This is a genomic window from Curtobacterium sp. LFS079, from assembly GCF_047977865.1.
GTDB lineage: Bacteria > Actinomycetota > Actinomycetes > Actinomycetales > Micrococcaceae > Arthrobacter.
The window spans coordinates 448,442-463,947 of sequence record NZ_JBFPFO010000002.1 but is presented as its reverse complement, the minus strand read 5'-3'; the positions used below and the strand labels follow the sequence as shown (position 1 = coordinate 463,947).

Below are 15,506 nucleotides of genomic sequence, written 5' to 3'. Positions count from 1 at the left end.
CACACTGTTTAGCGCGAGTGCACCGGCGCCTCCAATTTGGAGTCAGCAGCCGTCGATTGCCGCGCCACCCAAGCCACCAGACCTCAAGGGAGAGCCATGTCCATTTCCACAACCGACAGCCATCCAGGCGTCCACCGCAAGGTCATCGGACTGGCCGTCGCCGGGGCAGTCGGCGGCTTCCTCTTCGGTTTCGACTCCTCGGTGGTCAACGGCGCCGTGGACGCCATGAAGACCGAATTCGCCTTGGGCGAAGCCGTCACGGGCTTCGCCGTGGCGATTGCCCTCCTTGGCTGCGCCGCCGGCGCCTACCTTGCCGGGAAAGTGGCCGACCGCCGCGGCCGCGTGCCCGCGATGAAGCTCGGAGCAGTCCTGTTCCTGGTCAGCTCGATCGGCACGGGCCTGGCGTTCGGCGTCTGGGACCTGATCTTCTGGCGCCTGGTGGGCGGCCTGGGCATCGGCCTGGCCTCGGTGATCGCGCCGGCGTACATTTCCGAGATCTCACCGCGGCAGATCCGCGGCCGGCTCGCGTCCCTGCAACAGCTGGCCATCACCAGCGGCATCTTTGCGGCCCTGCTTTCCGACGCGCTGCTGGCCACCTCCGCCGGCGGCGCCCACCACGATTTCTGGCTCGGACTGGAAGCATGGCGCTGGATGTTCATCGCGTGTGCCGTGCCCGCCGCCGTCTACGGCGTGATCGCCTACACCTTGCCGGAATCCCCGCACTTCCTGGTCCTGAACGGCAAGGAGGACGCTGCCCGCAAGACCTTTGACGCCCTGATGCCCGGCGACGACACCGAGCGCCACATCCGGGAAATCCGCGAATCCATCCAGCAGGACCAGCTCTCCGCCAAGAAGGGTTCGCTGCGCGGCACCGCCTTCGGCCTGCAGCCCGTGGTGTGGATCGGCATCATCCTCTCGGTGCTGCAGCAGTTCGTGGGCATCAACGTGATCTTCTACTACTCCACCACCCTGTGGAAGGCCGTCGGATTCCACGAGAAGGACTCGCTCACCATCTCGGTGGCCACCTCCATCACCAACATCCTGGTGACGCTCGTGGCCATCGCCCTGGTGGACCGGATCGGCCGCCGCCCCATCCTGCTTGCGGGCTCCATCGGCATGGCCGCGTCTTTGGGCGCCATGGCCCTGGCGTTTTCCTCGGCCACCGGCAACGGCTCGGACATCGCATTGCCGGGCGCCTGGGGACCGGTGGCGCTCGTGGCGGCGAACCTTTTCGTGGTGAGCTTCGGCGTGTCCTGGGGCCCGCTGGTGTGGGTGCTGCTGGGTGAGATTTTCCCGTCCCGCATCCGCGGCCGCGCCCTGGGCCTCGCTGCCGCGGCGCAGTGGGTGGCCAACTTCGCCATCACGCTCAGCTTCCCCGTGATGGCGGCAGGTTCGCTGCCGCTGACGTACGGCATGTACGCCCTCTTCGCGGCGGCGTCGTTCTTCTTCGTCATGTTCAAGGTGCCGGAGACCAACGGCATGTCCTTGGAGCAGGCCGAGACCCTGTTCGTCCCCAAGGGCGCGAAGGTCTCCGCGGTCAGCAGCTGATAACCCGCCCCTTAACCACGCCGAGTTGGCATTTCGCCGCAGTGTTCCGGTGAAACATTGCCGCGAAGTGCCAACTCGCGTTGTGGGTGGGCCCTTAGACCAGGTGCGGTTCGTGGGCCGCGAGGAACTTCCGGCCACCCAGGGCCACGGCGATCGCCAACAGCAGGGCCACGGCCCCGGCGAAGAACGGCAGCTGCGGGCCGAAGTGCTCGCCGAGCTGCGCCGCGGCGAACGGGGCCAGGGCACCGCCCATCCAGCGCACGAAGTTGTATCCGGCCGACGCCACGGGCCGCGGCGAGTCGGAGACCTCCATGGCCAGCTCGGTGTAGAGGGTGTTGTTGATGCCCAGGAGCGCGCCCGCCACAATCACCAGCACGACGACGGCCGGCACCGAGTGCCCCGCAGCCAGTCCCAGCCCAACCAGGTCGAGCATGAGGGCCGCCAGGGTGCCCACCAGGACGTTGTTGGTGCCGAATCGGCGCTGCAGCATCGGGGCCACGAAGACCGAGAACACGGCCACGGCCACGCCCCAGCCGAAGAACACGGCGCCGATGCCGTAGGCGTCCATGCCCAGGATGAACGGGGTGAAGGCCAGGATGGTGAAGAAGCCGTAGTTGTAGAAGAGCGCGCTGGCCGCGGTGGTCCGCAGCCCCTTGTGGCCCAGGGCAAGCAGCGGGTCACGCAGCCGGGCCTTCTTCGCGGGAGCCGGCGTCTTGGGCAGCAGCACCATCAGGGCAATGAAGGCGACGGCCATGAGCACGGCGGTGCCGAAGAACGGTGCACGCCACTGCCAGCCGCCAAGGAGTGCGCCGAGCAGCGGGCCGAGCGAGATGCCCAGGCCCAGGGCGGCCTCGTAGAGGATGATCGCGGTTCCGGCACCGCCGCTCGCGACGCCGACAATCACCGCGAGCGCGGTGGCGACGAACAGTGCATTGCCCAGTCCCCAGCCCGCCCGGAAGCCGACCAGTTCAGTGACGGAGCCGGAAAATCCGGAGAGCGAGGCAAACACCACGATCAGCGCCAGGCCGATCATGAGGGTCTTCTTGCCGCCAATCCGCGAGGACACAAAGCCCGTGACGAGCATGGCGACGGCGGTGACCAGGAAGTAGCTGGTGAACAGCAGCGAGACCTCGCTGGGCGAAGCTTCAAGGTTCTTCGCGATCGCCGGCAGGATGGGGTCCACCAGGCCGATGCCCATGAACGCGAAGACCGCCGCGATCGCGGTGGCCCATACAGCCTTGGGCTGCCTGAGGAATGAGGCTTTCTCCGCCTCGAGGGTTTCTTCTGCTGGATGCATGTGCTCTGCGAGCTGGCCGTTCATGGCGTAACGCTCCTGTTGTTTTGCGTGGTTGGTTGCGGTTCGGGTCAGCTTCAGTCCCGGACTGAGCTGTTGATCTTGTGGAACACCGGCAGGGCGGTCTGGATCGCGTCGCGTTCGTCCTGATCAAGGGTGGCGAGGATCGCCGCGATGTGTTCATTGCGGCGGCGGTCCGCGAGGTCGACGGCGGCACGGCCTTCCGCGGTGGCAAGCACGCGCACAGCGCGGGAGTCATCCGGATCGGCTTCCCGGCGCAGCAGCCCGGCGCGCTCGAGCCTGATGATCTGCTCCGTGGCGCTGGGCACCTTCACCCCCAGGTCGCGGGCGATCTCGCCCACCCGGGCACCGCCGTCGAGCGCTATCTTCAGGACGCTCAGCTGGGCGGAACTCAATTCGGCATGGGCATCCAGCCGGCGCAGGACGAACACGCTTTGGCGCAGCGCGTTGCGGAATTCCTGGGCCAGGTCGATCAGGGCGTCGCCGGGGTGCTCGGTGTTCATACTTAGGAAGCCTAATAGTTAGGGACCCTAAAGTAAATGGAATGTGAGCGGGCAGACATCCGCAGCGGGCTCCGCTCCGGGCTAACCGACGGAAGTGTGAAATTCAGAGTAAAACGTTCAATCACTCGATTTCTGCCGACAAGCGTTACCTTTGATACGTCGTTTTGTTAGCCACATCACTCTTGCGGCGAATCACTCAAAGGACCCACATATGCCTGAGCAGACAACCACGGGGCAGCGCACTGCCTCCAGCAAGGACAGCGAGCCCCACCTCTCCCGCTCGCTGAGCAACCGCCACATCCAGCTGCTGGCGATCGGCGGGGCCATCGGAACGGGCCTCTTCATGGGCTCCGGCAAGACCATTTCCGTGGCCGGCCCTTCCGTGATTTTCGTGTACATGATCATCGGCTTCATGCTGTTCTTCGTCATGCGCGCCATGGGCCAGCTGCTGCTGTCCAACCTGAACTACAAGTCCTTCAGCGACTTCGCGGGCGACCTCCTCGGCCCCTGGGCCGGCTTCTTCACCGGCTGGACCTACTGGTTCTGCTGGGTGGTCACCGGTGTTGCCGATGTCATCGCGATCGCGGGCTACGCGAACGAGCTCTGGCCGGGCATCCCGCTCTGGATCCCGGGCGTGACCACGATCGTGATCCTGCTCCTGCTGAACCTGCCCACGGTGAAGGCCTTCGGCGAAACCGAATTCTGGTTCGCGCTGATCAAGATCGTGGCCATCGTGACGCTGATCGTGGTGGGCCTGGTGCTGATCTTCACCGGCTTCAAGTCCGACGCCGGCGCAGCCACCTTCGCCAATTTGTGGCAGCACGGCGGCTTCTTCCCCAAGGAGTTCATGGGTTTCGTGGCCGGCTTCCAGATCGCCGTCTTCGCCTTCGTGGGCATCGAACTGGTGGGCACCGCTGCGGCCGAAACCAAGAACCCGGAGCACAACCTGCCCCGCGCCATCAACGCCATCCCGGTGCGCGTGATGCTCTTCTACGTCGGCGCCCTCATCATCCTGATGTCCGTCACCCCGTGGACCGAATTCAAGGCGGGCCACAGCCCGTTCATCGCCATGTTCTCCCTGGCGGGCCTGGGCATCGCCGCCACCGTGGTGAACCTGGTGGTGCTGACCTCCGCGATGTCCTCGGCCAACTCCGGCATCTACTCCACCTCGCGGATGGTCTTCGGCCTGGCCAACGACGGCGACGCCCCCAAGGTGTTCGGCAAGCTTTCCAGCCGCAAGGTTCCGCAGAACGCCCTGTTCTTGTCCTGCGTGCTGCTGCTGGCCGGCGTCGTGCTGCTCTACGCAGGCAAGGACGTTGGCGCGGCGTTCGACATGGTCACCACTGTCTCCGCCGTGTGCTTCATGTTCGTGTGGTCGATCATCCTGGCCAGCTACCTCGTGTACCGCAAGCGCCGGCCGGAGCAGCATGCCGCATCCCCTTACAAGATGCCCGGCGGCATCGCGATGGTGTGGGTGGTCTTCGCGTTCTTCGCCTTCCTGGTGTGGGCCCTGACCACCCAGCCGGACACCCTGACCGCGCTGCTGGTCACCCCGATCTGGTTCGCCATCCTGGGCGTAGCCTACGCGGTGGTCCGGAAATCGCCCCTCCACCAGGCCCGCGTGGCCGAGTGGAAGGCAATGTCCGACGGCGAAACCGCCACGGTGGCCGCGAAGCGCTAACCGTTCCCCGCAAGACAAAAAGCAGTCCTCCTCCACAGCGCGCTTGTGGAGGAGGACTGCATTGTTTTTTTCATGGCGTCCAAAGGAACCCTCACCAAAGCACGGCTCACAGAGTCCATGCTCGAACTCATCCAGACCAGCGGCTACAGCGGGACCGGCCTTAATGCTGTGATCGAACACGCCGCAGCACCAAAGGGGTCGATCTACTTCCACTTCCCCGACGGGAAGGAGGGCCTGGGCGTCGCAGCGGTCGAACTCGCCGCGACGCAGTTCGGGACGCTGATCGCCGAGGCCGCGGCTTCCGCGGGCGGTCCGGCCGAGGCCGCCCGCGCCGCGATCGAGGCCCTGGCGAGCATCGTCAGGGAGAGTGACTTCCGGCTGGGTTGCCCGGTCTCCGTCGTCACCCTGGAGATGGGCGCGGAGAGCGAGCGACTGCGGCGGGCATGCGCCACCGCCTTCGAATCATGGATCGCCCCGACGGCCGCGTTGCTCGAGGCGAGCGGTGTGGACGCCGAGGGCGCCCGGTCCTTGGCAACCGTTGTCGTCTCGACGATTGAGGGGGCGGTCATCGTCTCCCGCGCCCTGCAGAACATCCAACCCCTGATGTCGGCCGCCGACGTCGTGGCGGAGCTCATCAACCAGCGCTGCCATACTGTCGGGGGGACGCGATGACATCACCCGGAGACTCCCGTCACGCCTTGGTCTTCGGAGCCTCGGGACTGGTCGGCCGGCACCTCGTCCTGACCCTTGCCGAGGCTGGTGCGAACGTCACGGCGGCAGTCCGGACCGCCGAGTCCGGAGCGCGTGTCGAGCGGTGGCTCAGGGAGCGTGGCCTGACGCGGAGCATCAGTACGACGATCGTCGACTTCGATGTTCCCGGGATCGTCGCGGGCGGCCCATCTGCGTTCCCGTTAATCACCGAGATCCACAACTGCGCCGGGTCCTACCGATTCGGAATGACCGCCCAGGAGGCACGCAGCGCGAACGTCGGTATCGTCGAGAAGCTGATCGACTTCGCCGGGGACCTCCCCAAACTGCAGCGCGTCGTCCACGTGTCGGGCTACCGGGTCGGCGGACAGGACCCCACAACTGTTCCGTGGCCAGACGGCCACCGCGCCGCGGTCTACAAGGAACTTGGCGCCTACGAAGCGTCAAAGGTGGAATCCGACGCCATCTTCCAGGCCCTGTCCCTGGAGCGCGGAGTCCCTTGGACCATCGTCAATCCGTCCAGCGTGATCGGCGACAGCGTAACCGGGGAGTCCGAGCAGCACATCGGGCTGGCCACCACCATCGAGCAGATCTGGGACGGCACCGCAGCCGCGCTGCCCGGAGGCGAAGCGACGTTCCTCCCGGTCGTCACTGTCGACTATCTGGCGGCCTTCATGGCCGCGGCAGCGGTCGATCCGGCTGCTGCCGGCAAGGCCTACTGGGTTCTCGACGACGCCACCCCGCCGCTGGCAGAGCTGCTCAGGCACGTCGGACGGCATCTCGGCGCGAAGGTCCCGCGCCTGAAGATCCCGGTCGGTGTCATCAAGCGGCTCCCGCAGCGGATCACCAAGGCGGATCCCGAGACCCTCGGCTTCCTGTCGGCCGATCGCTATCCGACCGAGTCCGCCACAGAGCTCGCCGGCAGGCACGGTATCCAGACGCCCGACGTGCTGGCGTCCCTCGAACGGTGGGCCGACCATCTGGCCGCGCATCGCTTTGGTGCCGCCATGGCCGGCGGCCGTCGATTCGTCGACGCCGGCGGTCTGAGGACCTTCGAGCTAGGCGTCCCCGGATCCAGCCGGGTGATCCTTCCCGGCTTGCCGGTCAACGCCGACACGTGGGCCGAGGTGGCTTCGGGTATCGGCGCGCGAGCCGTCGACCTGCCCGGGCTCGGCCTCAGCGGCGGAACAGGCGTCCGGGACTGGGAACAGTGGCTGCCCGCCGTGCTGGGCGGGGAACCTGCTGACCTCATCGGCCATTCCATCGGCGCGGCGGCTGCAGTCGTCGCGGCTGACCGGCTCCCGGCGCAAGTCAAGTCCCTCACGCTGATCGCGCCGTTCTTCTTCCAAGCCCCGCTGGGTGCTTCGGCCAGACTGCGGCCGCTCGTATGCTGCTACTTGCGGCACACCGACCTGGCACGGCTGTCACACCAACTGACCGGATCAGAAGCGAGCGCGGCTGCTCTCGGGTCCAGTCTCAGTGACCTCAAGCGAAGCAGCGCCAAGAGGGTGGCCGAGCAGCTCGCCCTTGCGGGATCGAAGCAGTGGCGCGCCGAACTCCAGGAAGTGCTTGGGCGATTCAGCGGCCCGGTCCGCATCATCACGGGAAGCGACGACCCAATTGCCCCGGGCGCGGTTGAGCAGCTCGAGTCGCTTCCGAACGTCGAGCTGATCTCGGTGCCGGGTGCCGGGCACCACCCGCAACTGACCCATGCCGATGCTCTCGTCGATCTCCTCAAGGCATCGCTCGCGTGAAAGCCGGATCCAGCTACACCACCCCGTCGAACGCGATGGTGGGCAGGTCCACCACGTGCGCGCCGCCGTCGGCCACGATCGTTGCGCCGGTGATGTACGAAGAGTCCGCGGACAGCAGGAAGTTCACCACGCCCGCCATCTCCGCGGGTTCCGCTGCCCGGCCCAGCGGAACGTTCGCGGTCACGGCACCGTAGGCTTCCTCGCGCCCGGACAGTCCGGCGCCTTCGGCGAACTGGTCCATCTCGGCGTCGGCCATGGGGGTGCGGACCCAGCCCGGGCAGAGGGCGTTCACCCGGACACCATGGCGGCCGTAGTCGCGGGCCAGGGACCTGGTGAGGCCGATGAGCGCATGCTTGCCCACGGTGTATCCGGCCACGTTCGGGCCCGCGAACAGCCCTGCCAGCGAGGAGACCACCACGGCGCGGCCGGCGTTTTCCTTCAGTTGCGGCAGGGCCTCGCGCAGGGTGGTGAAGGCCGTGGTCAGGTTGGCGTTCAGGCTGGCCTGCCACGCGGCGTCGTCCGTTTCCTCCACCGAGGCGAAACCGTGCCCGCCGGCGTTCGCCACCACCATGTCCAGGCGGCCGAACTCCCCCACCACAGCGTCGACGGCGGCCCGCGCCTGCGCGGCATCGGCCACGTCCGCGACCACCGGAAAGGCCCCGTGCTTCTGCGCGACGGCGTCCAGCGGTTCCTTGCGGCGTCCGACGACGGCGACCGCGGCACCTTCCTGCAGCAGCCTCGCGGCGATGGCCTCGCCGATGCCCGTGCCGCCTCCGGTCACGAGGGCCACCTGTCCGGCGAGTGGTTTGGTACTGGTCACTGTTGCTCCTTGGGTAGGGGATCGTGGAACAGGTTCAGGAGTTGTTCAGGCGGGGAAGGACGAACGGGCGAGGTAGCCGAAGTCGGATACGAGGCTGGTGCCATTGACCGGCGCGGAGGCAGCGGAAGCCAGGTACAGCACGTGGTTGGCCACCTGCTCCGGGCTCTGGACCGGGAAGTCCCGCGCGTTCAGGGATTCTGAGCTTTCCCCCAGGTCCGCGCGCGCCATCGGGGTGTCCACCACGGACGGGCAGACGCAGTTGACGCGGACACCGTTGGCGGCCAGCTCCACGGACAGCGCCCGGGTCAGCTGCAGCACCGCACCCTTGGAAGCGTTGTACGGCACCATTCCCGGGGCGGCCACGAAGCTGGAATCAGAGGCCAGCAGCACCATGGCCCCGGCACCGGGGGCGCCGCTTGCGGAGGCCCGAAGAAAGGGCGCGGAATGCTTTGCCAGCAGGAACTGCCCGGTGACGTTCACGTCCATCACACGCCTGAATTCGGCCACGGCCACATCCTCCAGGCCGGTTCCGACCGGTCCGGAGATCCCGGCGCAGCCCACCACGGCGTCGATCCCGCCGAAGGCCTCAGCCGTCGCCTCCACGGCCCGGCGGACGTCCGCCTCATCGCTGACGTCGGCACGGAAGAAGCGGGAATCTCCCGCCCCCGGCACCGCGGCGAGTTCCCGCTGGAGGGCGGCTCCGGCGTCGTCGTCGACATCAAGCAGCGCAACCCGCGCGCCTTCGCGGGCAAAGGCGAGCGCACACGCACGGCCGATCCCGGAAGCGGCGCCCGAAAGCAGCACTGCCTTACCCGTCAATCCAAGGTCCACCACATGCTCCTGTCCGGAAACTTTTCCCCCATGCTGCCAGCGGATCCTGCCCAGGCACTTGACCGGCCGCGAACGCAACTTGTCGCTGGGCGCCGGGCTTGGGGAGGACGGGTCGCCGGAGCGGCCTTGCCGGTTTCGACAAGCGGCCTTCGCTCGCAGACAAGGAAGTGGCCCGGCACCCTCCCTACGCTGGAGCCAAGCCCGCCGCGAAACGTGACCCGGCACACAGCGGGCCCGATGCCGCCATCGCCGTCGGCCGGTCCTCGAGCCGCCGGCTGTACATAAGGACACACCATGAGCAACAACCTCCTCGACACCTCCACTTGGCTGCCCCTGGACGGCCTGGCTCCCGGCTTCGACGCCAACAAGGCCACTCCCGTCCAGGACCTGGCAGGCAGCAAGCTGACCGTGAAGATCGATCCCGCGAACAACGACGGCGGCAGCTTCGTTTTCGAGTTCGGCGCAGGCACCGTTGCCTGGAGCGCCGGGGGACGGTCCGGGGACGACCGCTACGAGGCGTTCGCCGTGGCCGAGGGCCTCTACTACGCCCAGTGGCAGTCCGCAGCGGACCCCAACTACTCGGTGTCGCTTTTCCTGGACCTTGACTTCGGCCGCGCGCTGTTCGTCGGTGCCGTCCTGGGTCATGCGGAGCCAGGCGAAACCGCCGTCCGCCATGAGTTCCTGCCCGGCGTGATCGCCGGATCCGAGCCTACGGGCGAGCCGGTTGCGGAGACCACTGCGCTGCTCGGCCGCCGGGTGGAGTGGGTCTACAGCGAGATCCACGCCTACGAGCACGTCTACCTCAGCCCGCAGTGGTACACGTGGCAGTGCCTGGCCGGACCCGAACGCGGCCTGGCAGACACCGACACCAACACCACCTTCCAGATCCGTCCGGGCATCTACGTCTTCACCTGGCGCGAAAAGGTCATCCCCTGCGGCTCCGTGACGATTGCCGACCACCGCGATGTCAGGGCCATCCGCTCGCACGGCTACCTTTTCGGCTGGGACGAAGCCGGCACCGAGCCGGTGCACTTCACCTTCGGCGCCCACGGCCGTCTGATCAGCATGACCTCGCACACCCCGGAGCTTGACCCGGCCCGGTAGCAGCCGGGCCTCCGGCACGGGCCCAGCGCGGCCCGGTAGCAGCCGGGCCTCCGGCACGGGCCCAGCGCGGCCCGGCGCTGACAAACCCCCGACTCGCTATGGTTGTCCTGAACAGGACGTCTATCGGGAGGGTGCATGTCGTACGTCGTTGATTTTGAGAAGGTCTCTACCACGGGCCTGGAGTCGTCCCCCGTGGCGGAGGCCCTCGCCGGGCTGCGCGCCAACGAGGCCCGCTACTACAAGAACAAATACGGCCACGTCTTCACGGTCACGCCCGCGGCGGAGGCTCCGGAGATCCTGGAGCGGATCCATCGCATCCTGGCCGAGGAGCGCGAGATCGTCATCGCCTCCACCCCGCTGGAGGTGTCATCCTTCGAGGTCGACGGCCTGCGGATGGACTACGTCTTCTACGAGTCCGGACTGTCCATCAACGTGATGTACGGCCTGGCGGAAGGCGCAAAGCGCGCCGTGGGATTCAAGCTTTCCCAGGGCATGGAGGTGCCTGCGGAGCTTGCGGAGCGCTTCAAGTTCGCCCGCCAGAAGTCCAAGCTGGCCGGCGAGATCCGGGGTTCGTTCTTCGTGATCAAGGGCGAATACTGAGGTGACCACCCTCGACGATTCCGGCGCTGCCGTCCTCCCCGAACCCGAACGCGAAGTCCTCACATGGGACGCCTTCGGGGATGCCTCCCGCGAGCTCGCCCAGACGGTGGTGGACAGCGGGTTCCAGCCGGATGTCGTCGTCGCGATCGCCCGCGGCGGGCTGCTGCTGGCCGGTTCCATCTCGTACGCGCTGGGCGTCAAGGCGTGCGGCGCCCTGAACGTGGAGTTTTACACGGGCATCGGCACCGTGCTGCCCGAGCCCGTGGTCCTGCCGCCGATGCTGGACGAGGGCGCGGTTCACGGCAAGAAGGTGCTCCTGGTGGATGACGTCTCGGATTCCGGCCGCACCCTGGCCAAGGTGGTTGAACTCATCGCCGACTGGGGCGCCGAGGTCAGGACCGTGTGCCTGTACACCAAGCCCCGCACCATCCTGGAGCCGGACTACGAGTGGCGGCGCACGGACAAGTGGATCACCTTCCCGTGGTCGGCCCTCCCGCCGGTGACGGCCCGGGGCTGAGCGCCCACACCGGTTTGGCAGTTCACGGCAGTAATCTGCGGAGACATTGCCGTGAACTGCCAACTCGCCAAGGGCGGAAGGGCCGGCCGCCGTCGGGCATCTGCCGGGGAACCTCAGCGCGGCGAGGGCTCCAGCTCCTCGATCGCGGCCTTTTCCACCATGCCGAGGTGCTGGCGGACCAGCTGCACCGAAAGTTCCTGGTCGCCTTCCAGGAAGGCCTCCACGAGTTGGGTGTGGACGCGCTTCATCTTCTCGACGTCGTCGCGCCGGGAATCGATGACCGCCACGAAGAGCGAGGAGTCGATCATGAGCTGCTCCTCCTGCTTCATGAGCCGCTCGTTCCCCGACATCCCCACCAACGCCACATGCAGTTCGCGGTGCCGCCGGGAACTCTCCGCGATGTCGCCTGAATCCATCGCTTCAAGGTAGCTGGCCAGGGCCTCCCTGAGCCGCTCCTTGCTGCCCTGGCCCGCCGCGATGGACCGGATCCCCGCGTGGACTTCCACCAGTTCGCGGGCCTCCATGATGTCCCGGACTTCCTTCTCCGTAAACGAGCGCACCTGGGCACTGTGGTACGGGCGGCGGACCAGGTAACCCTCGCCGATGAGGTAGTTCAATACTTCACGGATGGTCGTGCGCGAAACGGAGTACTGGCCCGCAACCCATTTCTCGGTTACGGGAGCACCCGCGGCAAGCTCGCCGCTGACGACGGCGCGGCGGATCTCCTCGGCAATGGTCTCGGCCGCGGGGGCGGATGCCCCTCCCGTGTCCCCCCTGCTTTCACTCATGCCGCTCATGTTCCCAGATCTCCCCACAGCGCACCATTCGACGTCATGAAACCAATTTTGCCAGACAATTTCTTGACTTAGTAGGCACTTGTGGCAAATATTGTCATACATTCACGGAGAAACTTGTGGGAAGGATCACAGAATGAGCGTTGCTCAGGCACAAGACGCCGGGCACCATGAGGCCGGAAAGCTCTGGGGCGGGCGCTTCTCCGCCCCCTCGGCCAAGGCCCTTGAAGACATCTCCCGCTGCCCTCCGGAGTACTACCGCATGGTCCGCTTCGACGTGATCGGCTCGAAGGCCCACGCCGGTGAATTGCTCCGGGCAGGCCTCCTGAGCGAGAGCGAGCGCGCCGCAATCAGCAGGGCGCTGGATGACATCGTGGCTGACCACGAATCCGGGCAGGTCCGCCCCGCCGCCGAGGACGAGGATGTCCACGGTTACCTGGAGCGGGTCCTCGTGGAGCGGCTGGGCACCCTGGGCGGAAAGCTCCGGGCCGGCCGCAGCCGCAACGACCAGACCGCCAACGAGCTGCGGCTCTACCTCCGGGCCGCGGCGGCCCGCCTTGCAGCGGGAGCGGCCGGACTCGTCGAGGCGCTGATCCAGCGGGCGGAGGAAAACCGCGACGTCGCCGCGCCGGGTTTCACCCACCTGCAGCCCGCCCAGCCCATCACCTTCGGCCATCAGCTGCTGGCGCACGCCTCCGCGATCTCGCGCGACGTCCAGCGGCTCCGCAACGCGTGGGAATCGTCGTCGCTCTCTCCGCTGGGCGCGGCGGCACTGGCGGGAAACCCGCTCAGCCATGAGCCCCTGACGGCGGCCCGCGAGCAGGGCTTTTCCGGCCTGGTGGTCAACTCGATCGACGGCGTTTCCAGCCGCGACCACGTAGCCGATTTCCTCTACGCCACCGCCATGCTGGCCACGGACATCTCCCGGCTGAGCGAAGAGCTTTGCCTCTGGTCCACCACCCAGTTCGGCTGGATCGGACTGCACGACTCCTGGTCCACGGGCTCCTCGATCATGCCGCAGAAGAAGAACCCGGACATCGCCGAGCTCTCCCGCGGCAAGGCGGCCCGCCTGAACGCCAACCTCAGCGGCATGCTTGGCGTGCTCAAGGGACTGCCCTTCGCCTACAACCGCGACCTCGCCGAGGACAAGCACTTTTCCTTCGACAGCACGGACACCCTCGAACTGGTCCTGCCCGCGATCACCGGCATGGTGCGCACCTTCACTGTCCGCGCCGAGACGATGCGCCGCCAGGCGGTGCAGGGCTTCACGCTCGCCACCGAGCTGGCCGACTGGCTCGCGGAACAGGACATCCCGTTCAGCCAGGCACACGACGTCGCCGGTGAAGTGGTGCACTTCTGCGAGACGGAAGGCATCGGGCTCGAAGAACTGAGCCTGGCCCAGGCGCAGTCCATCGACTCCCGCATCACTGAAGCGGCACTCGAGCGGCTCAGCATCGAGTCCGCACTGGCCCGGCGCTCCGGACCCGGCGGCACCTCGCCGTCGAACATCGACCCGCAGGCGAGCGCCCTGCGCGGCGCACTGGCCGGCAGCCTCTCCGGCTTCGCCACCCCCGACTCCGCCACCCCCAACCCCTCCCAGGAGGTTTCGCCATGACGCCCACCCAGGTCACTGCACGCGTCACCTACCGGATTGTTCCGGTCAAGCATTGGGCCCGCTGGATTGCCGCGATCGCGACGGCGGCCGTGCTGGCCTGGATCGTCGCCTCCTTTGCGGGCGCCCAGATTGACTGGCCCACCGTGGGTGAATACTTCACCTTCCCGGCGATCGTGTCCGGCATGGGCATCACCGTGGTCCTGACGGTCGTGTCCATGTTCATCGGCATCGCGCTGGGCGTGCTGGTCGCGGTCATGCGGCTCTCCTCCAACCCGGTGGTCAGCGGGATCGCGTGGATCTACGTCTGGTTTTTCCGCGGCACCCCGGTCTACCTGCAGTTGCTGCTCTGGTTCAACATTGCCCTGGTGTTCCCCAGCGTGGGCATTCCCGGGCTCCTCGAAGGCCGCACGGTGGACATCGTCTCGCCGTTCGTGGCGGCGATCCTGGGCCTGGGCCTGAACCAGGGCGCCTACACCTCCGAGGTGGTCCGCGCCGGCATCCTGTCCGTGGATGAAGGCCAGGGCGAAGCCGCAAAGGCGCTCGGCCTGCCCGGCACCGCGACCATGCGGACCGTGGTCCTGCCCCAGGCCATGCGGGTCATCCTGCCGCCGATCGGAAACGAAACGATCGGCATGCTGAAGACCACCTCGCTGGCGTCCGCGATCGGCGCCTCGGAAGTCCTGAACGAGGCCCAGCACGTCTACCTGGTCAACAACATGATCATGGAGCTGCTGATCGTCTCCGGCATCTGGTACCTGCTGGCCGTGTCCGTCCTGTCCGTCATCCAGTACTACGTGGAACGCCGCTTCGCCAAGGGCAGTTCCAGCAAGGCACTGCCTCTGACCCCCTGGCAGAAGGTGGTCTGGTTCTTCACCAGCCGTAGGAGCGTCGCATGAGCATCCAGCCACTTGTCCGGCTCGACAACATCATCAAGAACTTCGGCCCCAACGAAGTCCTCAAGGGCGTCGACCTGGAGGTAAGCAGCGGGGAAGTGGTCTGCATCCTGGGCCCCTCCGGCTCGGGAAAGTCCACGCTGCTGCGCTGCATCAACTTCATCGAACAACCCACCGCCGGGCTGGTCTTCGTGGGCGACGAAGTCATCGGGCACCGCCGTACGGAGGACCCCGAGGTCCTCCAGCAGGTCCACGAGAACGCCATCGCCCGGCAGCGCAGCGAGATCGGCATGGTCTTCCAGCGCTTCAACCTGTTCCCGCATATGACCGTGCTGGAAAACATCACCCATGCCCCGCGCCTGGTCCGCGGGCACAGCGTGTCCACGGCCAACGAGGCGGCCATGGCCCTGCTGGAGAAGGTCGGTCTCGCAGACCGGTCCACGGCCTATCCGCGCCAGCTCTCCGGCGGGCAGCAGCAGCGCGTGGCCATCGCCCGGGCCCTGGCCATGGAGCCCCGGCTCATGCTCTTCGATGAGCCCACCTCCGCGTTGGACCCGGAACTGGTGGGCGAAGTCCTCAAGGTCATGCAGGAACTCGCTGCCGGCGGCCTGACCATGATCGTGGTCACCCATGAAATCGGCTTCGCCCGCGAGGTGGCGGACCGCGTGGTCTTCATGGACGGCGGCGTGATCGTGGAGCAAGGCAGCCCCGCCGAAGTCATCGACAACCCGCAGAACCCCCGCACCCGGGCCTTCCTGTCCCGGGTCCTTAAATAGGGCGCCTTAAGTAGGGCTCCTTCCGGCGCCTCACCCCCGTTCCCTCC

Annotated in this window: 15 protein-coding genes; 10 read left to right on the top strand and 5 right to left on the bottom strand. The window is 67.1% G+C overall.

Annotated features, from left to right (window positions below; translation table 11 throughout):
• Positions 1 to 96 precede the first annotated feature (96 nt).
• Positions 97 to 1,548, top strand: coding sequence for a sugar porter family MFS transporter (locus ACNQPB_RS05590; protein ID WP_498749795.1), 1,452 nt, complete (start codon positions 97 to 99; stop codon positions 1,546 to 1,548).
• A gap of 94 nt (positions 1,549 to 1,642) precedes the next feature.
• Here ACNQPB_RS05590 and ACNQPB_RS05585 read toward each other — a convergent pair whose 3' ends face one another.
• Both ACNQPB_RS05585 and ACNQPB_RS05580 read right to left on the bottom strand, forming a co-directional pair.
• Entirely contained in the window at positions 1,643 to 2,869 is a 1,227-nt protein-coding gene (locus tag ACNQPB_RS05585; protein WP_498749793.1) for an MFS transporter, read from the bottom strand.
• Positions 2,870 to 2,919: 50 nt separating this feature from the next.
• Positions 2,920 to 3,366, bottom strand: coding sequence for a MarR family winged helix-turn-helix transcriptional regulator (locus tag ACNQPB_RS05580; RefSeq protein ID WP_498749792.1), 447 nt, complete (start codon positions 3,364 to 3,366; stop codon positions 2,920 to 2,922).
• Positions 3,367 to 3,577: 211 nt separating this feature from the next.
• Here ACNQPB_RS05580 and cycA point away from each other — a divergent pair, with 211 nt between their 5' ends.
• The 3 genes from cycA (at position 3,578) to ACNQPB_RS05565 (ending at position 7,509) form a co-directional block, all read left to right on the top strand.
• Positions 3,578 to 5,047: a D-serine/D-alanine/glycine transporter gene (gene cycA / locus ACNQPB_RS05575; protein ID WP_498749790.1), complete on the top strand. Its 1,470-nt coding sequence runs from the start codon at positions 3,578 to 3,580 to the stop codon at positions 5,045 to 5,047.
• Between the two features lie 72 nt (positions 5,048 to 5,119).
• Positions 5,120 to 5,719, top strand: a complete 600-nt coding sequence (locus ACNQPB_RS05570) for a TetR/AcrR family transcriptional regulator (protein ID WP_498749788.1) — start codon at positions 5,120 to 5,122, stop codon at positions 5,717 to 5,719.
• The gene (locus ACNQPB_RS05565; protein ID WP_498749786.1) at positions 5,716 to 7,509 is read left to right on the top strand and encodes an alpha/beta fold hydrolase; all 1,794 of its coding nucleotides are present in this window, start codon (positions 5,716 to 5,718) and stop codon (positions 7,507 to 7,509) included. Before ACNQPB_RS05570 ends, ACNQPB_RS05565 begins: the two co-directional genes overlap by 4 nt.
• A gap of 13 nt (positions 7,510 to 7,522) precedes the next feature.
• On the opposite strand, the gene ACNQPB_RS05560 is transcribed toward ACNQPB_RS05565, so the two are convergent.
• On the bottom strand, positions 7,523 to 8,329 hold the full coding sequence (locus tag ACNQPB_RS05560; protein ID WP_498749784.1) for an SDR family NAD(P)-dependent oxidoreductase: 807 nt from the start codon (positions 8,327 to 8,329) through the stop codon (positions 7,523 to 7,525).
• A gap of 45 nt (positions 8,330 to 8,374) precedes the next feature.
• Complete coding sequence (locus tag ACNQPB_RS05555; RefSeq protein ID WP_498749782.1) at positions 8,375 to 9,160, bottom strand: SDR family NAD(P)-dependent oxidoreductase; 786 nt, start codon at positions 9,158 to 9,160, stop codon at positions 8,375 to 8,377.
• A gap of 294 nt (positions 9,161 to 9,454) precedes the next feature.
• On the opposite strand from ACNQPB_RS05555, the gene ACNQPB_RS05550 reads away from it, so the two are divergent.
• From ACNQPB_RS05550 to ACNQPB_RS05540, 3 genes are all read left to right on the top strand, one after another.
• Positions 9,455 to 10,264: a MoaF C-terminal domain-containing protein gene (locus tag ACNQPB_RS05550; RefSeq protein ID WP_498749780.1), complete on the top strand. Its 810-nt coding sequence runs from the start codon at positions 9,455 to 9,457 to the stop codon at positions 10,262 to 10,264.
• A 135-nt stretch (positions 10,265 to 10,399) separates the two neighbouring features.
• Positions 10,400 to 10,864, top strand: a complete 465-nt coding sequence (locus ACNQPB_RS05545; RefSeq protein WP_498749778.1) for a DUF8821 family protein — start codon at positions 10,400 to 10,402, stop codon at positions 10,862 to 10,864.
• A 1-nt stretch (position 10,865) separates the two neighbouring features.
• Complete coding sequence (locus ACNQPB_RS05540) at positions 10,866 to 11,381, top strand: phosphoribosyltransferase (RefSeq protein WP_498749776.1); 516 nt, start codon at positions 10,866 to 10,868, stop codon at positions 11,379 to 11,381.
• A 113-nt stretch (positions 11,382 to 11,494) separates the two neighbouring features.
• On the opposite strand, the gene ACNQPB_RS05535 is transcribed toward ACNQPB_RS05540, so the two are convergent.
• Complete coding sequence (locus tag ACNQPB_RS05535) at positions 11,495 to 12,169, bottom strand: GntR family transcriptional regulator (RefSeq protein ID WP_498749774.1); 675 nt, start codon at positions 12,167 to 12,169, stop codon at positions 11,495 to 11,497.
• Between the two features lie 142 nt (positions 12,170 to 12,311).
• Here ACNQPB_RS05535 and argH point away from each other — a divergent pair, with 142 nt between their 5' ends.
• Genes argH through ACNQPB_RS05520 form a run of 3 tightly spaced genes read left to right on the top strand, consistent with a single transcriptional unit; the run spans position 12,312 to position 15,459 of the window.
• Positions 12,312 to 13,790, top strand: coding sequence for an argininosuccinate lyase (gene argH, locus ACNQPB_RS05530; RefSeq protein ID WP_498749773.1), 1,479 nt, complete (start codon positions 12,312 to 12,314; stop codon positions 13,788 to 13,790).
• On the top strand, positions 13,787 to 14,686 hold the full coding sequence (locus tag ACNQPB_RS05525; protein ID WP_498749772.1) for an amino acid ABC transporter permease: 900 nt from the start codon (positions 13,787 to 13,789) through the stop codon (positions 14,684 to 14,686). Before argH ends, ACNQPB_RS05525 begins: the two co-directional genes overlap by 4 nt.
• The gene (locus ACNQPB_RS05520; RefSeq protein ID WP_498749771.1) at positions 14,683 to 15,459 is read left to right on the top strand and encodes an amino acid ABC transporter ATP-binding protein; all 777 of its coding nucleotides are present in this window, start codon (positions 14,683 to 14,685) and stop codon (positions 15,457 to 15,459) included. The genes ACNQPB_RS05525 and ACNQPB_RS05520 overlap by 4 nt, the downstream gene beginning before the upstream one ends.
• The last annotated feature ends 47 nt before the right edge of the window (positions 15,460 to 15,506 follow it).

Coding starts and splice junctions, on each gene's coding strand:
- ACNQPB_RS05590 (WP_498749795.1), top strand. CDS start 97: ATGTCCATTTCCACAACCGACAGCCATCCAGGCGTCCACCGCAAGGTC.
- ACNQPB_RS05585 (WP_498749793.1), bottom strand. CDS start 2,869: ATGAACGGCCAGCTCGCAGAGCACATGCATCCAGCAGAAGAAACCCTC.
- ACNQPB_RS05580 (WP_498749792.1), bottom strand. CDS start 3,366: ATGAACACCGAGCACCCCGGCGACGCCCTGATCGACCTGGCCCAGGAA.
- cycA (WP_498749790.1), top strand. CDS start 3,578: ATGCCTGAGCAGACAACCACGGGGCAGCGCACTGCCTCCAGCAAGGAC.
- ACNQPB_RS05570 (WP_498749788.1), top strand. CDS start 5,120: ATGGCGTCCAAAGGAACCCTCACCAAAGCACGGCTCACAGAGTCCATG.
- ACNQPB_RS05565 (WP_498749786.1), top strand. CDS start 5,716: ATGACATCACCCGGAGACTCCCGTCACGCCTTGGTCTTCGGAGCCTCG.
- ACNQPB_RS05550 (WP_498749780.1), top strand. CDS start 9,455: ATGAGCAACAACCTCCTCGACACCTCCACTTGGCTGCCCCTGGACGGC.
- ACNQPB_RS05545 (WP_498749778.1), top strand. CDS start 10,400: ATGTCGTACGTCGTTGATTTTGAGAAGGTCTCTACCACGGGCCTGGAG.
- ACNQPB_RS05535 (WP_498749774.1), bottom strand. CDS start 12,169: ATGAGTGAAAGCAGGGGGGACACGGGAGGGGCATCCGCCCCCGCGGCC.
- argH (WP_498749773.1), top strand. CDS start 12,312: ATGAGCGTTGCTCAGGCACAAGACGCCGGGCACCATGAGGCCGGAAAG.
- ACNQPB_RS05525 (WP_498749772.1), top strand. CDS start 13,787: ATGACGCCCACCCAGGTCACTGCACGCGTCACCTACCGGATTGTTCCG.
- ACNQPB_RS05520 (WP_498749771.1), top strand. CDS start 14,683: ATGAGCATCCAGCCACTTGTCCGGCTCGACAACATCATCAAGAACTTC.